Below are 16,477 nucleotides of genomic sequence, written 5' to 3' on the forward strand. Positions count from 1 at the left end.
CCTAGAGCCGGCGGGTGGCGTCCTGCACTTCGCCGACGAGCTCCTCGATGATGTCCTCCAGGAACAGCACGCCGGTGGCGTCACCGGTGACGGTGAAGGTGCGGGCCAGGTGTGCGCCGGAGCGGCGCATGGTGGCCAGGGCATCCTCGAGGTCGGTGTCCTCGAAGATCGACACGAGTTGGCGGATCAGCTTGGCCGGAATCGGGTCGGTGTAGCCGGTCCTGCCGGTGTCGACGGGGTCGACCGGGTCGACGTCCAGGCCGAGCACGTCCTTGAGGTGGATGTAACCGCTGGGCTCGCCGGATTCGTAGTCGAGCACGTAACGCGAGAAACCGTGCCGGGTGACGGCCTTCTCCACGTCGGCGGGGGTGGCCGATTCCGGCAGGGTGACCAGCTGGTCCAGCGGCACGGCGATGTCCTTGGCCGTCTTGGTGGTGAACTCGAACGCCGCCGACAGGGCGCCGGAGTCGTCGCTGAGCACGCCCTCCCTGGTGGACTGCGTGACAATGGTCGCCACCTCGTCGAGGGTGTAGGTGCTCGTCGCCTCGTTCTTGGGTGCAACACCGAACAGGCGCAGCACGCCGTTGGCGGTGGAGTTCAGGGCCACGATGACGGGCTTGACGAGGCGGCCGAAGAACACCAACGGCGGCGCCAGGATCAGGACGGCCTGGTCGGGGATCGAGAACGAGAGGTTCTTGGGCACCATCTCGCCGAAGACGACGTGCAGGTACGACACTATGAGCAGCGCCATGATGAACGCGATGGTGCCGATGGCCTCCTCGGGGAGCCCGGTGAGCTTCAGCGGGATCTCCAGCAGGTGGTGGATCGCCGGCTCCGACACGTTAAGGATCAGCAGCGAGCACACCGTGATGCCCAGCTGGGAGGTCGCCAGCATCAGCGTGGCATGCTCCATGGCCCACAGGGCGGTCTTGGCGCTGCGCTTGCCGGCCTCCGCGAGGGGTTCGATCTGGGAGCGGCGCGCTGAGATCACGGCGAATTCGGCGGCGACGAAGAACGCGTTGCCGAGCAGCAGCACGAACAGCCAGCCGAGTCCAGCCCAGTCGTTCATCGGCCGCTCACCCGCTTGGTCTGTGATGAAGTGGTCACTGGTGCCTTCTGGATGGTGCGCACGGCGCCGGTCGCGGGTGCGCCGGGTTCGACAGGGTCAGGGGTATAGCGCAAGCGGTCGATGCGACGGCCGTCGAGCCGCTCCACCCGCAGTTCACCGGACGCGATGCGCACGAGGTCGCCGACGACGGGCAGCCGGCCGAGTTCGCTCATCACGTAGCCGGCGACGGTCTCGTACGGGCCGTCCTCCGGCACGGTCAGGCCGGCCCGCTCGTGCAGCTCGTCCGGGCGCAGCATGCCGGGGAAGGTCAGGGAGCCCTGCGAGCGCACGATGCCGGCCCTGGTGCGGTCGTGCTCATCGGCGACCTCGCCGACGAGTTCCTCCACCAGGTCCTCCAGGGTGACGACACCGGCGGTTCCGCCGTATTCGTCGACGACGACGGCCATCTGGAAGCCGCGGCCCCGCAGCTCGCCGAGCAAGCCGTCGAGCTTCATGGTCTCCGGCACTCGCAGTGCTTCGGACTGCAGGGCCGACACCGGCACATCCGAGCGTCGTTTGCGCGGCACGGCCACGGCCTGCTTGACGTGGACGATGCCGACGACGTCGTCGGCGCTCTCGTCGATGACGGGGAAGCGGGAGTAGCCGGTCTGCCTGGTGAGGTCGATGACGGCCTGCGCGCTGGCGTTGCGCTGAATGCTGGCGAGCCGGGGTCGGGGGGTCATCACGTCGGAGGCGGTGTGCCCGGAGAACAGCAGGGTGCGGTGCAGCAGGGTCGCCGTGTCGGCCTCGAGCAGGCCGGCGCTGGCGGACCGGCGCACGAGCGAGGAGAGTTCCTCGGCGGTGCGGGCCCCGGAGATCTCTTCCTTGGGTTCGATGCCGACCATCCGGAGGAGGCCGTTGGCGCTCTCGTTCAGCACGGTCACCGCGGGCTTGAACACCGTGGTGAACACGGTCTGGAACGGGATGACGACCTTGGCGGTCTGGATCGGCAGCGCCAGGGCGAAGTTCTTGGGCACGAGCTCACCGACGATCATCGAGACCAGGGTCGCGAGCACGATGGCGACGGCCGATCCCACCACCGGCACCGCCGGCTCGGGGACGCCGACGAGGCCCAGCGGCCCCGCGAGCAGGGAACTGATCGCGGGCTCCAGCGCATACCCGGTGAGCAGGGTCGTCAGGGTGATGCCCAGCTGGGCGCTGGAGAGGTGCGTCGAAGTGATCTTGAGCGCGGCGATGGTCATCGCCAGGCGGGTTTCCCCGCGGTCGCGGCGCGCCTCGAGGTCGGATCGGTCGAGGTTGACCAGCGCGAATTCGCTGGCCACGAACAGGCCCGTGCCCAGGGTCAGGATCAGGCCGATCCCGAGCATGATCCACTCATACACGGGCAGCACCGCCGCGGGTCACGGGCGAGGGTTTATGGTCGGGTGAATTCGCAGAAGGGGGGTCGTCCATTAGAGGGTCAACTATACCGGGGCTGCCTGTGCGTTAACACGCCTGGGTTACCAGGAAACCACGAGCGCCTTGCCCTCTTCGTAGCCGGCTGCGGACTGGATTCCGACCTTCGCCCGCTCGTGGAATTCGGCCACGCTGGCCGCCCCCGCGTAGGTGAACGAGCTGCGCACCCCGGAGGTGATCATGTCGAGCAGGTCTTCGAGCGAGGGACGCAAGGGGTCCAGGTAGATCTTCGAGGACGAGATGCCCTCGGCGAACAGGGTTTTGCGGGCCAGTTCGTAGGCGTCGAGCCTGTCGAAGCGTTGCTGCACGGCCTTGGTCGATGCCATGCCCCAGCTCTCCTTGTAGAGGGCGCCGGATGCGTCGGTGTCCAGGGTGCCCGGCGCTTCGATGGTGCCCGCGAACCAGGACCCGATCATCACCGACGCGGCCCCGGCGGCGAGCGCGAGCGCCACGTCGCGCGGGTAGCGCACCCCGCCATCCGCCCACACGTGGGCGCCGAGCTTGCCGGCGGCTTCGGCGGTCTCGATCACGGCGGAGAACTGCGGGCGACCCACGGCCGTCATCATCCGGGTGGTGCACATGGCGCCGGGCCCGACGCCCACCTTGATGATGTTCGCCCCGGCGCCGACGAGGTGCTCGACGGCATCGGCGGTGACCACATTGCCGGCCACGATGGGGATGCCGAGCTTGAGCTCCGAAACCGTGCGGAGCGCGCGGATCATGCCGGCCTGGTGGCCGTGCGCGGTGTCGAGCACGAGCACGTCGACGCCGGCGGCGGCGAGAGCGCGGGCCTTGGCGGCGACGTCGCCATTGATCCCGACGGCGGCGGCGACGAGGAGCCGGCCGGACGCATCCACGGCCGGCTGGTAGAGCGTGGAGCGCAGGGCGCTCTTGCGGCTGAGCGTGCCGATCAGCTTGCCGCGCAGCAACACCGGCGCGAAGTCGAGGTCGGCGGCCGTCATCACGTCGAAAGCGCTGCGCGGCCCGTCGATGTCTTCGGCGTCGAGGGAGGTGAGCGGGCCGTGCAGCAGATCGCCCAGCCGGGCGTCCGGCAACGCCGAGGCGAGCCTGGCCGCGTCGATGCAGCCCAGGTAGGTATCGTCACCGTCGTGGATGACCAGGCCCTGACCGGTGACCGGCGGGACCTGGCGCAGCGCGTCGGCCACGGTGGCGTCGGGGGCGAACACGAACGGGGTGTCGTACTGCACGGGCTGCGACTTCACCCAACGGATGGCCGCATCCAGGTCCTGCAGGTGCATGTCCTGCGGCAACACGCCGAGGCCGCCACGCCGGGCGAGAGATGCGGCCAGGCGGGGACCGGTCACCGAGTTCATATTGGCCGAGACGATCGGGATCGTGGCCGCGGTGCCGTCTCCCGGCGCGAGGGACACGTCGAGCCGACTGCTGATCGCAGACTGGCTGGGCACCAGGAAGACGTCGGAATAGGTCAAATCGTGGCGGGGAACCGCTCCATAGAACTGCATGTTTTTAACGCTAGTCCTCCCGAGCCGTACCGGTGCAGCACCTCGATGGGATTAGTCTTGATATCAACACACTGACCCGGCGGTTGTGATCGCCATGGACAATCAGAATCAACGAAGAGAGTGGGCGATCAGCTGTGTCGAACCAGTTGACCGGCGGTGGGTCCGAAGAAACGGCCTCTGCTGAATTCGGAGCCAACGAATGGCTCGTAGACGAATTTTACGAACGTTACCTCATCGACAAGAACTCGGTGGATCGGGCCTGGTGGCCGATCCTGGACAGTTACCACCAGAGCGCAACGGCGCCGAAGCAGGCCGAGCAGGACGCCCCGGCCTCCGAGGGTGCTGCCTCGAGCATCGCCCCCGCCGCCGCAGAGGTTCCCCCGCTGGCAGAGGAACCCGCGACACCGACGGCCGAAGCGCACCCGATCACCGCGCCGATCCCCGTTCTCGGCGGCCCGCGCACGGCCCGCACCACGTCGATCGCCCCCAAGCCGGAGCCGGTTCCCGCCGACGCCCCGATCACCACCCCGCAGCCCGTGGTCTCCGCCGTCGCGCCCACTCCCCCGCAGGATGTCGTCACCCCGCTCCGCGGCATGGCCAAGAGCCTCGCGGCCAACATGGCCACCAGCCTCACCGTGCCCACCGCGACGAGCGTGCGCACCATCCCGGCGAAGCTCCTCATCGACAACCGCATCGTGATCAACAACCACATGAAGCGGGCCCGCGGCGGCAAGGTGTCGTTCACCCACCTGATCGGGTGGGCACTGATCCGGGCGCTCAAGATGTTCCCCAGCCAGAACGTCTACTACGACGAGCAGGACGGCAAGCCCTCGGTGATCGCCCCGGCCCACGTGGGACTGGGCATCGCAATCGACCTGCCCAAGCCAGACGGCACCCGCTCGCTGATGGTCCCGGCCATCAAGCGGGCCGACACCATGACCTTCGGCGAGTACCTGACCAGCTACGAAGACCTGGTCGGCCGCGCCCGCAAGGGCAAGCTCACCGCCGACGACTTCTCCGGCGCCACGGTGTCACTGACCAACCCCGGCGGCATCGGCACCGTGCACTCGGTGCCGCGGCTGATGAAGGGCCAGGGCTGCATCATCGGCGCCGGCGCGCTCGACTACCCGGCCGAGTTCATGGGCGCGAGCGTCAAGACGCTCACCAGCCTGGCCATCTCCAAGACCATCACCCTCACCAGCACCTACGACCACCGGGTCATCCAGGGTGCCGGCTCGGGTGAGTTCCTCAAGATCGTGCACGAGTTGCTCATCGGCCAGCACAACTTCTACGAAGACATCTTCGCCGCGATCCGGATCCCGTACGACCCCATCCACTGGGCCCCCGACATCAGCGTCGACCTGGCCAGCGCCGTCGACAAGACCGCCCGCGTGCAGGAACTGATCAACGCCTACCGCGTGCGCGGCCACCTGATGGCCGACATCGACCCGCTCGAATACCAGCAGCGCACCCACCCCGACCTGGACATCGCCAGCCACGGCCTCACCTTCTGGGACCTGGACCGCGAGTTCATCACCGGTGGTTTCGGCACCAAGCGCACGATGCTCCTGCGCGACATCCTGGGCGTGCTGCGGGACTCGTACTGCCGCACGACGGGCATCGAGTACATGCACATCCAGGACCCGGCCCAGCGCAAGTGGGTGCAGGAGAAGATGGAGAAGACCTACGTCAAGCCCACCCACGATGAGCAGATGCGCATTCTCGGCAAGCTCAACGAGGCCGAGGCGTTCGAGACGTTCCTGCAGACCAAGTACGTCGGCCAGAAACGCTTCAGCCTCGAGGGCGGCGAGTCCACCATCGCGCTGCTCGACGCGATCCTGCAGGGCTCCGCGGAGGCCGGCCTCGACGAGGTCTGCATCGGCATGGCCCACCGCGGCCGCTTGAACGTGCTCACCAACATCGCCGGCAAGACCTACGGCCAGATCTTCCGCGAGTTCGAGGGCACCCAGGACCCCCGCAGCGTGCAGGGCTCCGGCGACGTCAAGTACCACCTCGGCACCGAGGGCACCTTCCGCGGCACCAACGGCGAGGAGGTGGCCGTGTACCTGGCCGCCAACCCGTCCCACCTCGAGGCCGTCGACGGTGTGCTCGAGGGCATCGTGCGCGCCAAGCAGGACCGCAAGCCCATCGGCACGTTCTCCACCCTGCCCGTCCTGGTGCACGGCGATGCCGCCATGGCCGGCCAGGGCGTGGTGCTCGAGACCTTGCAGATGTCTCAGCTGCGCGGCTACCGCACCGGCGGCACCATCCACCTCGTCGTCAACAACCAGGTCGGCTTCACCACGCCTCCCGGTGAGGGCCGCACCTCGGTGTACTCCACCGATGTGGCCAAGACCATCCAGGCCCCGATCTTCCACGTGAACGGCGACGACCCCGAAGCCGTCGTGCGGGTCGCCGAACTGGCGTTCGCCTACCGGCAGGAATTCAAGCGCGACGTCGTGATCGACCTGGTCTGCTACCGGCGACGCGGCCACAACGAGGGCGACGACCCCTCGATGACGCAGCCGTTGATGTACAACCTCATCGAGGCCAAGCGCAGCGTGCGGAAGCTCTACACCGAGGCGCTGGTCGGACGCGGCGACATCACCCAGGCGGAGTTCGAAGCGGCCCACGCCGACTTCCAGGACCGTCTGGAACGGGCGTTCCTGGAAACGCACGCCGCCCAGACCTCGTCGATCCCGATCATCACGCCCGGCGAAGCGGCCGCGGCGGCCCGGGGACTCGCCGGTCACGGCGCCCCCGACGACGCCGTCGGCGAACCCGAGACCACCGGGGTGCCCGAGAGCGTCGTGCACCTCATCGGCGACACTTTCAACAACAAGCCGGCCGGGTTCACCGTGCACAACAAGCTGCAGCAGCTGCTGCAGAAGCGCCTCGACATGAGCCGCAACGGCAACATCGACTGGAGCTTCGGCGAACTGCTCGCGCTCGGGTCGGTGCTGTTGGAGGGCACTCCGGTGCGGTTCGCCGGCCAGGATGCCCGCCGCGGCACCTTCGTGCAGCGTCACGCGGTGCTGCACGACCGGATGAACGGCCAGGAATGGTTGCCGCTGGCGAATCTCAGCGAGAACCAGGCCCGGTTCTGGATCTACGACACCCTGCTCAGCGAATACGCGGCGATGGGCTTCGAATACGGTTACTCCGTGGAGCGGGCCGATGCCCTCGTGCTCTGGGAGGCCCAGTTCGGTGACTTCGCCAACGGCGCCCAGACCATCATCGACGAGTTCATCTCCTCGGCCGAGCAGAAGTGGGGCCAGCGTTCCAGCGTTGTGCTGCTGCTCCCGCACGGCTACGAGGGTCAGGGCCCCGACCACTCGTCCGCCCGGATCGAGCGGTACCTGCAGATGTGCGCCGAGAACAACATGACCGTCGCCCGCCCGTCGACGCCGGCGTCGTACTTCCACCTGCTGCGCCGCCAGGCGTACATGCGTCCGCGTCGCCCGCTGATCGTCTTCACACCGAAGTCGATGCTGCGTCTGCGCGGCGCGACCAGCCCGGTCGCCGACTTCACCAGCGGCAAGTTCGAACCGGTGATCGACGATGCCCGGGTCCAGGACAAGGCCGCCGTCAAGCGGGTGCTGTTCATGGCCGGCAAGCTGTACTACGACCTGCTGGCCGACCTGGAGAAGAACCCGAACCCCGAGATCGCCCTGGTGCGCCTGGAGCAGTTCTACCCGCTGCCCGGCGCCGAACTGAAGCAGGTCGCCGAGCAATACCCGAACGCCGAACTGGCCTGGGTGCAGGACGAGCCGGAGAACCAGGGCGCCTGGCCGTTCTTCTACCTGCAGACGAACAAGCTCGGCACCCGCCCGATCCGTCTGTTCTCGCGGGCCGCGTCCGCGTCGCCCGCCGCCGGTTCGGCCAAGCGTCACGCCGCGGAACAGACCGAGCTGCTCAAGAGCGCGCTCACCCTGTAACACAACGCACACCAAGAAGGGCCGCACCCGCCAGGGTGCGGCCCTTCTTCGTACGAGGTGGTCAGGACTTGGCGAGCTTGCTCGGCCACCAGATCTTCGGGCCGATGTCGTGGGCCAGGGCCGGCACCAGCAGCGAGCGCACCACGAAGGTGTCCAGCAGCACCCCGAACGCGACGATGAACGCGAGCTGGGCCAGGAACAGGATCGGCAGCACGCCCAACGCGGCGAACGTGGCGGCGAGCACCAGACCGGCCGACGTGATCACCCCGCCGGTGGCGACGAGTCCGCGCAGGATCCCGGTGCGGGTCCCGAACCGGGTGGACTCCTCCCGCACCCTGGTCATCAGGAAGATGTTGTAGTCGATCCCGAGGGCCACCAGGAAGACGAATCCGTACAGCGGAACCACCGGGTCTGCGCCGGGGAACCCGAGCAGGCCGTCGAAGACCCACGACGCCACACCGAGCGCGGCGGCGAACGAGAGCACGACGGTGGCTATCAACAACACCGGTGCGAGGATCGACCGCAGCAGCAGCATCAGGATCACCAGGATCACGCCGAGGATGATCGGGATGATCAGGTTGCGGTCGTGGATGGCCGTGTCGGTGGTGTCCACGGCGATCGCCGTGGTGCCGCCGACCAGCACGGTGCCGGCCACGTCGTCCAGGGCCACCCGGAGCTCGCGCACCGTGGCTTCGGCCGGGGCGGAGTCGCCCACGTCGGTAAGGGTCGCCTGCAGCATCACGTCGCCATCGATCACCGTCGGCTCGCCCACCGGAGTGCCGGGAGGGCCGAACGCCTGCACACCGTCGCCGGTCACCGGCAGGGTGCCGCTGACGGACTCCTCGGAGAGCACGGTGACGGAATCGACTCCGTCGTTGGCCAGCAGCACATCGGTCATCGCCTGCAGCTCCGACTCCGGGCCGATGATGACGGCGGGGGTGCCGGATCCGCCGGGGAAGTGCTCCCCGACCACGGCCTGGCCATCGCGGGCCTCTGAGGTGCCGAGCACGAATTCGCTCTGTGAGACGCCATCCGCCTTGAATTGGAACGCGCCGATGGCGGCGACGGCGAGAAGGAGCGTGCTTGCGACCCAGATGAGCCGGGCCCGGCGGCTGATCAGCCTGGCCAGCCACGGCCAGGCCCCCTTCGCGTTGTCGCCGTCGAGGCCGGGGTGGGCGGAGCCGAGTTTCGGGCGCACCGGCCAGAACGCGGCACGGCCGGCCCAGAGCATCAGTGCCGGCAGCAGGGTCAGTGCAGCCAGGAGGGCGAAGCCGATACCGATCGCGGCGACCGGGCCGAGGGCCTTGTTAGAGTTCAGGTCGCTGAACAGCAGGCACAGCAGGCCCACGATCACGGTGCCGCCGGCAGCCAGGATCGGCTCGAACGAACCGCGCAGGGCGACGAGCGTGGCATCCCACTTCTTCTCGTGGTCCCGCAGGGCTTCGCGGAACCTGGCGACGTAGAGCAGCGAATAGTCCGTCGCTGCCCCGATCACGAGGATGAACAGGATGCCCTGCGTCTGTCCGGTCAGGATCAGCACATCTGCGCTGGCCAGCGCGACGACCACGAGCACCGAGGCGCAGAGCGCGGCGAGGCTGGTGAACAACACGATGACGGGCAGCAGCGGCGATCTGTAGACGATCACGAGGATCACCAGCACGGCCGCGAGGGCGGTGAGCAGCAGGATGCCGTCGATGCCGGCGAAGGCGCCGGTGAGGTCGGCGATCAGGCCCGCCGGCCCGGTGACATAGGTGTCGACGCCCCCGATGGGGTTCTCGGCGAGGTAGGCGCGGATGGACTCGACGGTGTCGGCCGGGGTGATGGCGGTGTCGAGGGTGAGGATGGCCTCGGCCGCTTCCCCGTCCTCGGAGAAGATCGCCGGCGACACGCTTTCGGTGACGACGCCGTCCAGCTGGGCGAGGTCGGCGATCTGGTCGGTGATCGCGGCCTGGTCGGCCTCGGTGAGTCCGCCGGAGCGTTCGTAGATCAGCACACCGGGCAGCACGTCATCCCCCCGGAACTCGGCCTGCAACGCCTGCACCTTGGTGGCGTCGGCGCTGGCCGGCAGCTGCTGGACCTGGTCGTTGGTCGACACGTCACTGATCCGGCCGAACGACGCCCCGCCGGCACCGAACATGACGAACCAGACCAGGATCAGAATCGTGGGAATCAGGATGCGCAGCCAGAGCGGCACCCGGCTGCCGGAGCCGGTCCGTCGGGTCCGGCGCTCCGGGTCTGAGTGCGGTGCGGGGTCAGTCGTCTTCATCACAGTCCCGAGCGTAGGCGAGCGTGCGAACCGCTGCGTCGTCCGAAAGTTGGAAGATCGTGACCGGGAACACGAAAAGGCGGCACCCGCACCCTGTGGGTGCGAGTACCGCCTTATCACTCCGGGGAGACCCCGCTGCTGTTACGCCTTGCGACGGCCCACGGCGAAGCCGTAGATGAGCAGAACGATGATGGATCCGCCGATGGCCAGGAGCCACGTCTGGATCGAGAAGAAGTCTTCAAGCGGTGCGCCGAAGAGGGCGCTACCGAGGAATCCGCCGAGCAGTGCGCCGACAACGCCGAGCAGAAGGGTGATGAACCATCCGCCGCCCTGGTTGCCCGGGAGGATCAGCTTGGCGATAGCGCCCGCGAGGAGGCCGAGAAGAAGGAATCCGAAAAACCCCATGGAGTGTCTCATTTCTGTTGGTGTGGGTACTGCTGGTGTTTCGGACGTGCTGTGCATGTCCGACCGGGCTCTTGCGAGCCGGCTTGATTACGCGGCCGGGAGCCTAAGCGACGTCGTTGTCGTCAGGTTCCTTGGCCACGTAAATGTCTGTGATGGTCACGTTCACGGTTGACACCGCGATTCCCACCAAACCTTCGATGGCTCGCGTCGTCGCGGCGCGGACCTGATCGGCGAGAGCCGTCAGGGGCACCGGATAGTCGGCGACGAGCACGATTTCGACGGCGACGTCGTCGTCGCTCACCGTGACGGAGATGCCGGGGTTGACGTCGGCACTGCTGATGGCGTCGAGGATCGCACCGAGGGCCCTGGTCGGCACGCTGCCCAGGGAGTGCACGCCCGGTACCTCGCGCACGGCCAGACCGGCCACCTTGGCGATGACGCTGTCCTTGATGGTCGTGACGCCCTCGCCCACCCTGTCGACAGCACCGTCGGTCACCTCACCGGCGTTTGCCGGCAGGGTGGTGGCCGAGGTCGGCTGCTCGGGGGTGCTACTGAACATCTGGAAACTCCTTGGTAGTCCTCGATGAGGGCAGAAATTGCATCGTCTAAGTTACGACGCAGCCCACGAGCGATTCGTCACGGATTCGCAGGAAAGTTTTTTCAGCGCCGAAGATCTACACTGATCTGGTACCACCCGCTGCCGAGACTGGAGATGTCATGAGCGCATCCACGAAGCCCACCGAGGAGCTGGCCGCGGCCGTCGAGCAGGTTCCGGGCGTTGACGAGCTGTACCCGGCAGCGCCCATCGTGGCCACCGTGGTGCACCAGGTCGTCGGGGCGCTCACGGCGAAGCCGACAGCTCCGGAATTCGTCACGCTGACCGAGACGGATGAGGGCGTCACCGCATCCGTCGCCATCGGCATCGCGGACGCTGACGCGGCGACCGAGGTCTGCCGCAGGGTCTACGACACCATCGAGGAGTACTTCGTCGAGTCAGGCGACCCTGCCGTGACGACGATCGAAGTGAAGGTGGCGCGGATCGGCTAGTACGCCGGCCGTCAGTGCGCTGACTGGATGGCGCGCAGCCGCAGCAGGACCTGGTCGCGCAGGTCCTCCGGAGCGGTCTCCTTGCAGGCCCGCTGCATCACCTCGGTGAGGGTGCGCCCGACGTGGTGTTCGCTCCGGCAGTCCGGGCAGTGCTCCAGGTGCTCACGGATGTCGATGGCGTCCTCCTTGCGGAGTTCGTTGTGCAGATATTCTTCGAGTTCGGCCTTGGCCTTCTCGCAACCGCAATCGGTCATTTTCCTGTGCTCCCGGATGTCTTCTTGATCGGTGCGCTCTGGCCGGTGCCGAGTCCGCGCTCGAGGGCGTAGCCCGCCAGCAGCTCGCGCAGCAGGCGGCGGCCACGGTGCAGGCGACTCATCACCGTTCCGATGGGTGTCTTCATGATTTCGGCGATCTCCTGGTAGGAGAAGCCTTCGACGTCGGCGAAGTACACCGCCAGACGGAAGTCCTCCGGGATCGATTGGAGGGCGTCCTTGACGGCGCTGTCGGGCAGGTGGTCGATCGCTTCGGCTTCCGCGGAGCGGCTCGACGTCGCCGTCGTGGATTCCGCGCCGCCCAGCTGCCAGTCCTCGAGGTCGTCGATGGTGCCCTGGTAGGGCTCGCGCTGCTTCTTGCGATAGGTGTTGATGAAGGTGTTCGTGAGGATCCGGTACAGCCACGCCTTGAGGTTGGTGCCCTGCTCGAACTGCTTGAACGACGCAAACGCCTTGACGAAGGTCTCTTGCACGAGGTCCTGGGCGTCAGAGGGGTTCCGTGTCATCCGCATCGCCGCTGCGTAGAGCTGGTCGATGAACGGCATGGCCTGTGCTTCGAACAGGTCCCGCGTGGCAGTTGTATCTGTTGTCATCACGGGCAATTCTAAGCCGTCGACGCCGCTGGGCGTCGCGGCCGTGCGTTCCATAAGCGTGGATGCGCTCACGTGACCTCCTGTGCCTCACTGTGTATCGGCAATCCCGACTATTCTGATAACCGATGTTGATCTCGAGATATTCCAAGCCGGAGTTCGATCCATACGGCGACAACTCGCCCGAAGAGACGGATGCCCTGTGGGCGGCCCCCGTCGCGCCGCGAGCGCTGACGGCCACCCTGTCGTTGCCCGGCTCCAAGTCGCTGACCAACCGTGAACTCGTCTTGGCGGCCCTGGCCGACGCACCCTCCCTGCTGCGCGCCCCGCTGCACTCGCGGGACAGCGACCTCATGGTTGCCGCACTGCGGCAGCTCGGCACAACCATCGAGTCCGTCGACGGTGACGGCGAATACGGCACCGACCTGCGCATCACACCCGGCGAGCTGTTCGGTTCCACCACCATCGACTGCGGTCTGGCCGGCACCGTGATGCGGTTCCTACCGCCGGTCGCCGCGCTCGCGCTGGGCCCGACCACCTTCGACGGTGACGCCGGCGCCAAACGCCGACCCATGAAGACGACGATCAGTTCACTGCGCGCGCTGGGCGCCGACATCAACGACGACGGTCGCGGCGCCCTGCCGTTCACCGTGCACGGCACCGGCGGCCTGGACGGCGGCGAGGTGACCATCGACGCGTCCTCCTCCAGCCAATTCGTGTCCGGCCTGCTGCTGGCGGCCCCCCGCTTCACCAACGGCCTGCGGCTGCGCCACTCCGGCGAGCGCCTGCCGAGCCTGCCGCACATCGAGATGACCATTCACACCCTTGCGCAGCGCGGCGTCACCGTCACCAGCACCGAGGTCGGCGTCTGGTCTGTCGAACCCGGTCCGATCCGCGGCACCGAGGTCGACATCGAACCCGACCTCTCCAACGCCGCCCCGTTCCTGGCCGCGGCGCTGGTCGCCGGCGGCAGCGTCACCATCACGGGCTGGCCGACCACGACCACCCAGGTGGGCGCCCACTTGGCCGAACTGCTGCCGCGCTTCGGCGCCACCGTCACCGTCGACGGAGACAGGCTCACGGTCACCGGCACCGGCCGGATCACCGGGGTGGACCTCGACCTGTCCACCGGCGGCGAGCTGGCCCCCACCCTGGTGGGCCTGGCCGCCCTGGCCGACTCCCCGAGCACCATCACCGGCATCGGCCACATCCGCCACCACGAGACCGACAGGCTCGCCGCCCTGGCGACGGAGATCAACAATCTCGGCGGCCACGTCACCGAGCTGCCGGACGGGCTCGCGATCGAACCGCGGCCGCTGCACGGCGGCACCTGGCACAGCTACGACGACCACCGGATGGCCACCACCGGAGCGCTGCTCGGGCTGGTCGTCGCGGGTGTCGAGGTGGAGAACATCGGCACGACGGCGAAGACCCTCCCCCAGTTCGCCGAGCTGTGGCACGGCCTGGTGTCCGGGCCGGTCGCTTCGTGACGGGCACAAAATGACCTGGTGGTCGAGCCCGGATGACGATGAGCCGGAGTTCGACGAATCGAGCGTGCGGATTCGCCCGGGCCGTAAGGGCACCAAACCGCGCACCAAGACCCGGCCGGAGCACGGCGACGCCCTGACCGGACGCATCCTCTCGGTCGACCGTGGCCGGTACACGGTGATGCTCGACGAGAACGAACCCACCGAACGCCGGGTCACCGCCGCGCGCGCCAGCGAGCTGCGTAAGCACGCCGTCGTGACCGGCGACCGCGTCGACATCGTCGGCGACACCACCGGCGCCGAGGGCAGCCTGTCCCGCATTGTGCGCATCGTGGCCCGCGAGACCCTGTTGCGCCGCAGCGCCGACGACACCGACGCCGTGGAGCGCGTGATCGTGGCCAACGCCGACCAGATGCTCATCGTGGTGGCCGCGGCCAACCCGGAACCGCGCATCCGTCTCGTCGACCGCTACCTCGTCGCCGCCTACGACGCCGGGGTCTCCCCCATCCTCTGCATCACCAAGACCGACCTCGCCGACCCCGCCGAGTTCCTGAACAACTTCGCCGGCCTGGACCTGCCCGTATTCCAGAGCCGCGACGACGCCATGCCCCTCGAGGAAATCTCCGCGGCGCTAGTCGGCCACGACACCGTCTTCGTGGGCCACTCCGGCGTGGGCAAGTCCACCCTGGTGAACGCCCTCGTGCCCGACGCCCACCGCGCCGTCGGCGTGGTCAACACCGTCACCGGCCGCGGCCGGCACACCTCGTCGTCGACGATCTCGCTGCGGCTCGAAACGGATGCCGGCCGCGGCTGGGTCATCGACACCCCCGGCGTGCGCTCTTTCGGCCTGGGCCACATCAACACCGACAACATCCTGCGCGCCTTCACCGACCTGGCCACCATCGCCGAGAAGTGCCCGCGCGGCTGCACACACCTGCCCAGCTCGCCGGACTGCGCCATCAACGAGGCCGTGGCTGCCGGGACCCTGGGCGACACCGGGAAGGCCCGCCTGGACTCGCTCCAGCGCCTCCTGGCCACCTTCGCGGCCGCGCCGGCGCACCGCCCGGGTGAGAACTGACCGGTAGCGTGGGTTCCATGACGGATTCCACGCGGCTCGCAGCCGGCGACACGGCCCCAGACTTCACCCTCACCGACCAGGACGGCGCGTCCGTCAGCCTGGCCTCCTATCGCGGCCAGAAGGTCGTGGTGTACTTCTACCCGGCCGCCATGACCCCGGGCTGCACCACCCAGGCCTGCGACTTCCGCGACAGCCTGGGCTCGCTCGCCGCGGCCGGCTACCAGGTGCTCGGCCTGTCCAAGGACACCCAGTCGAAGCTGGCGGCCTTCGCCGAGAACGATCACCTCACCTTCCCGTTGCTCAGCGATGAGGACCTCACCGTGCACCGCGCCTACGGGGCCTGGGGAGAGAAGAACCTCTACGGCAAAATCGTCACGGGCGTGCTGCGCTCGACCTTTGTGATCGACGAGGCCGGTCTGGTGACCCTGGCCCTGTACAACGTGAAGGCCACCGGCCACGTGGCCAGCCTGCGCAAGAAGCTCGGGATCTGACTAGGGCTCGCGGCGGCTCGTGGCCTCGACCACGCTGCGGGTCAACAGCAGCACGATCACGAGCACCGACGGGATGAGCAGCGCCCAGCCGAGGTCCGGCCTGGCGTAAAGACCCTGAAAACAGCCGATGGCGACGAAGACCTGGACCAGCTGCCAGGTCACCGCTGCCGCCCGGATCCAGGAACGCCCGCGGAGCGCGCCGACGGTGATGGCCGACACCCAGACCGCGGCGACGATGGTGAGCACCAGAATCGCCAGTGCGCTGGCGAAGGAGGCGGGCTGGTCGGTCAGTAGCTCCAGGATCAGCCACAGTACGGCCACCCAGAGCAGGGCGGCTTCGGCGGCCAGCAGCAGCACCAGGGCGATGAGCGCACGGGACCGACGGGCCGGCTTGGGCTCGTCCAGGCCGTCCTGGCTGGGGTCGAACGGTTGTCTCACAGCGATATCCCATACAAAACTATTGATTTGACATCCCTATTATGGGACCATATTTAAGGCCCGGTTGACGCTCACAGGGTGGTGAGCAGATCTCTTCGCAGATCTGACCTTCCTGCAAGCTGGGCGTCCCCGCATCTTCGGCCGATCGGCCAGGCATCCCCCCGCAATAAAGGAGCACCCCTATGGATTGGCGCGATAAAGCAGCCTGCCTTACCGCTGACCCGGAACTTTTCTTCCCGGTTGGTAACACTGGTCCCGCCGTCGACCAGATCGAGAAGGCCAAATCCGTTTGTGCCCGCTGCAACGTCACGGAGGTTTGCCTCCAGTATGCTCTCGAGACCGGGCAGGATTCCGGAGTCTGGGGCGGCCTCAGCGAAGACGAGCGCCGCGCCCTCAAGCGCCGCGCCGCCCGCGCCCGCCGCGCCTCCTAGAGCGTCTTCTCTGACTTCTAAACGGG

Annotated in this window: 15 protein-coding genes; 6 read left to right on the forward strand and 9 right to left on the reverse strand. The window is 67.8% G+C overall.

Features of this window, described 5'->3' with window-relative positions; genetic code table 11:
* Position 1: 1 nt before the first annotated feature.
* The 3 genes from RCH12_RS08845 to RCH12_RS08855 all read right to left on the reverse strand — a co-directional run bounded on the left by RCH12_RS08845 (position 2) and on the right by RCH12_RS08855 (position 4,008).
* Complete coding sequence (locus RCH12_RS08845; protein WP_103430718.1) at positions 2 to 1,069, reverse strand: hemolysin family protein; 1,068 nt, start codon at positions 1,067 to 1,069, stop codon at positions 2 to 4.
* Positions 1,066 to 2,436 (reverse strand): hemolysin family protein, encoded by a 1,371-nt coding sequence (locus RCH12_RS08850; RefSeq protein ID WP_103430753.1) that lies wholly within the window; start codon positions 2,434 to 2,436, stop codon positions 1,066 to 1,068. Before RCH12_RS08850 ends, RCH12_RS08845 begins: the two co-directional genes overlap by 4 nt.
* 132 nt (positions 2,437 to 2,568) lie before the next feature.
* The gene (locus RCH12_RS08855; protein ID WP_103430717.1) at positions 2,569 to 4,008 is read right to left on the reverse strand and encodes a GuaB1 family IMP dehydrogenase-related protein; all 1,440 of its coding nucleotides are present in this window, start codon (positions 4,006 to 4,008) and stop codon (positions 2,569 to 2,571) included.
* 134 nt (positions 4,009 to 4,142) lie between these two features.
* On the opposite strand from RCH12_RS08855, the gene RCH12_RS08860 reads away from it, so the two are divergent.
* Entirely contained in the window at positions 4,143 to 7,946 is a 3,804-nt protein-coding gene (locus tag RCH12_RS08860) for a multifunctional oxoglutarate decarboxylase/oxoglutarate dehydrogenase thiamine pyrophosphate-binding subunit/dihydrolipoyllysine-residue succinyltransferase subunit (RefSeq protein ID WP_327016651.1), read from the forward strand.
* Between the two features lie 61 nt (positions 7,947 to 8,007).
* Here RCH12_RS08860 and RCH12_RS08865 read toward each other — a convergent pair whose 3' ends face one another.
* The 3 genes from RCH12_RS08865 to RCH12_RS08875 all read right to left on the reverse strand — a co-directional run bounded on the left by RCH12_RS08865 (position 8,008) and on the right by RCH12_RS08875 (position 11,176).
* Positions 8,008 to 10,212, reverse strand: coding sequence for an MMPL family transporter (locus RCH12_RS08865; protein WP_442784569.1), 2,205 nt, complete (start codon positions 10,210 to 10,212; stop codon positions 8,008 to 8,010).
* Positions 10,213 to 10,353: 141 nt separating this feature from the next.
* Positions 10,354 to 10,617, reverse strand: a complete 264-nt coding sequence (locus tag RCH12_RS08870) for a GlsB/YeaQ/YmgE family stress response membrane protein (protein ID WP_088455336.1) — start codon at positions 10,615 to 10,617, stop codon at positions 10,354 to 10,356.
* A 103-nt stretch (positions 10,618 to 10,720) separates the two neighbouring features.
* Positions 10,721 to 11,176: an Asp23/Gls24 family envelope stress response protein gene (locus tag RCH12_RS08875; protein WP_103430715.1), complete on the reverse strand. Its 456-nt coding sequence runs from the start codon at positions 11,174 to 11,176 to the stop codon at positions 10,721 to 10,723.
* 158 nt (positions 11,177 to 11,334) lie between these two features.
* On the opposite strand from RCH12_RS08875, the gene RCH12_RS08880 reads away from it, so the two are divergent.
* Positions 11,335 to 11,664, forward strand: a complete 330-nt coding sequence (locus tag RCH12_RS08880) for a hypothetical protein (protein WP_103430714.1) — start codon at positions 11,335 to 11,337, stop codon at positions 11,662 to 11,664.
* 11 nt (positions 11,665 to 11,675) lie between these two features.
* Here the strand turns inward: RCH12_RS08880 and RCH12_RS08885 are convergent, their stop codons facing one another.
* Positions 11,676 to 11,918: a zf-HC2 domain-containing protein gene (locus RCH12_RS08885; protein WP_088455333.1), complete on the reverse strand. Its 243-nt coding sequence runs from the start codon at positions 11,916 to 11,918 to the stop codon at positions 11,676 to 11,678.
* The gene (locus tag RCH12_RS08890) at positions 11,915 to 12,529 is read right to left on the reverse strand and encodes a sigma-70 family RNA polymerase sigma factor (RefSeq protein ID WP_240632378.1); all 615 of its coding nucleotides are present in this window, start codon (positions 12,527 to 12,529) and stop codon (positions 11,915 to 11,917) included. The genes RCH12_RS08885 and RCH12_RS08890 overlap by 4 nt, the downstream gene beginning before the upstream one ends.
* A gap of 125 nt (positions 12,530 to 12,654) precedes the next feature.
* Here RCH12_RS08890 and aroA point away from each other — a divergent pair, with 125 nt between their 5' ends.
* The 3 genes from aroA to bcp are packed head-to-tail and all read left to right on the forward strand — an operon-like array spanning position 12,655 to position 15,582.
* Positions 12,655 to 14,016 carry a 3-phosphoshikimate 1-carboxyvinyltransferase gene (aroA, locus tag RCH12_RS08895; RefSeq protein WP_327016652.1) on the forward strand — a complete coding sequence of 454 codons (1,362 nt, stop codon included), beginning with the start codon at positions 12,655 to 12,657 and terminating at the stop codon, positions 14,014 to 14,016.
* Between the two features lie 10 nt (positions 14,017 to 14,026).
* Positions 14,027 to 15,091: a ribosome small subunit-dependent GTPase A gene (rsgA, locus tag RCH12_RS08900; RefSeq protein WP_103460869.1), complete on the forward strand. Its 1,065-nt coding sequence runs from the start codon at positions 14,027 to 14,029 to the stop codon at positions 15,089 to 15,091.
* Between the two features lie 17 nt (positions 15,092 to 15,108).
* Positions 15,109 to 15,582, forward strand: a complete 474-nt coding sequence (gene bcp / locus RCH12_RS08905) for a thioredoxin-dependent thiol peroxidase (protein WP_327016653.1) — start codon at positions 15,109 to 15,111, stop codon at positions 15,580 to 15,582.
* Here the strand turns inward: bcp and RCH12_RS08910 are convergent, their stop codons facing one another.
* Positions 15,583 to 16,020, reverse strand: coding sequence for a hypothetical protein (locus tag RCH12_RS08910; protein WP_243399099.1), 438 nt, complete (start codon positions 16,018 to 16,020; stop codon positions 15,583 to 15,585).
* A 182-nt stretch (positions 16,021 to 16,202) separates the two neighbouring features.
* Here RCH12_RS08910 and RCH12_RS08915 point away from each other — a divergent pair, with 182 nt between their 5' ends.
* Positions 16,203 to 16,451 carry a WhiB family transcriptional regulator gene (locus RCH12_RS08915; protein ID WP_035837005.1) on the forward strand — a complete coding sequence of 83 codons (249 nt, stop codon included), beginning with the start codon at positions 16,203 to 16,205 and terminating at the stop codon, positions 16,449 to 16,451.
* Positions 16,452 to 16,477: the final 26 nt, after the last annotated feature.

It is taken from the genome of Cryobacterium sp. MP_3.1 (assembly GCF_035984795.1).
Classification (GTDB): Bacteria; Actinomycetota; Actinomycetes; order Actinomycetales; family Microbacteriaceae; genus Cryobacterium; species Cryobacterium zongtaii.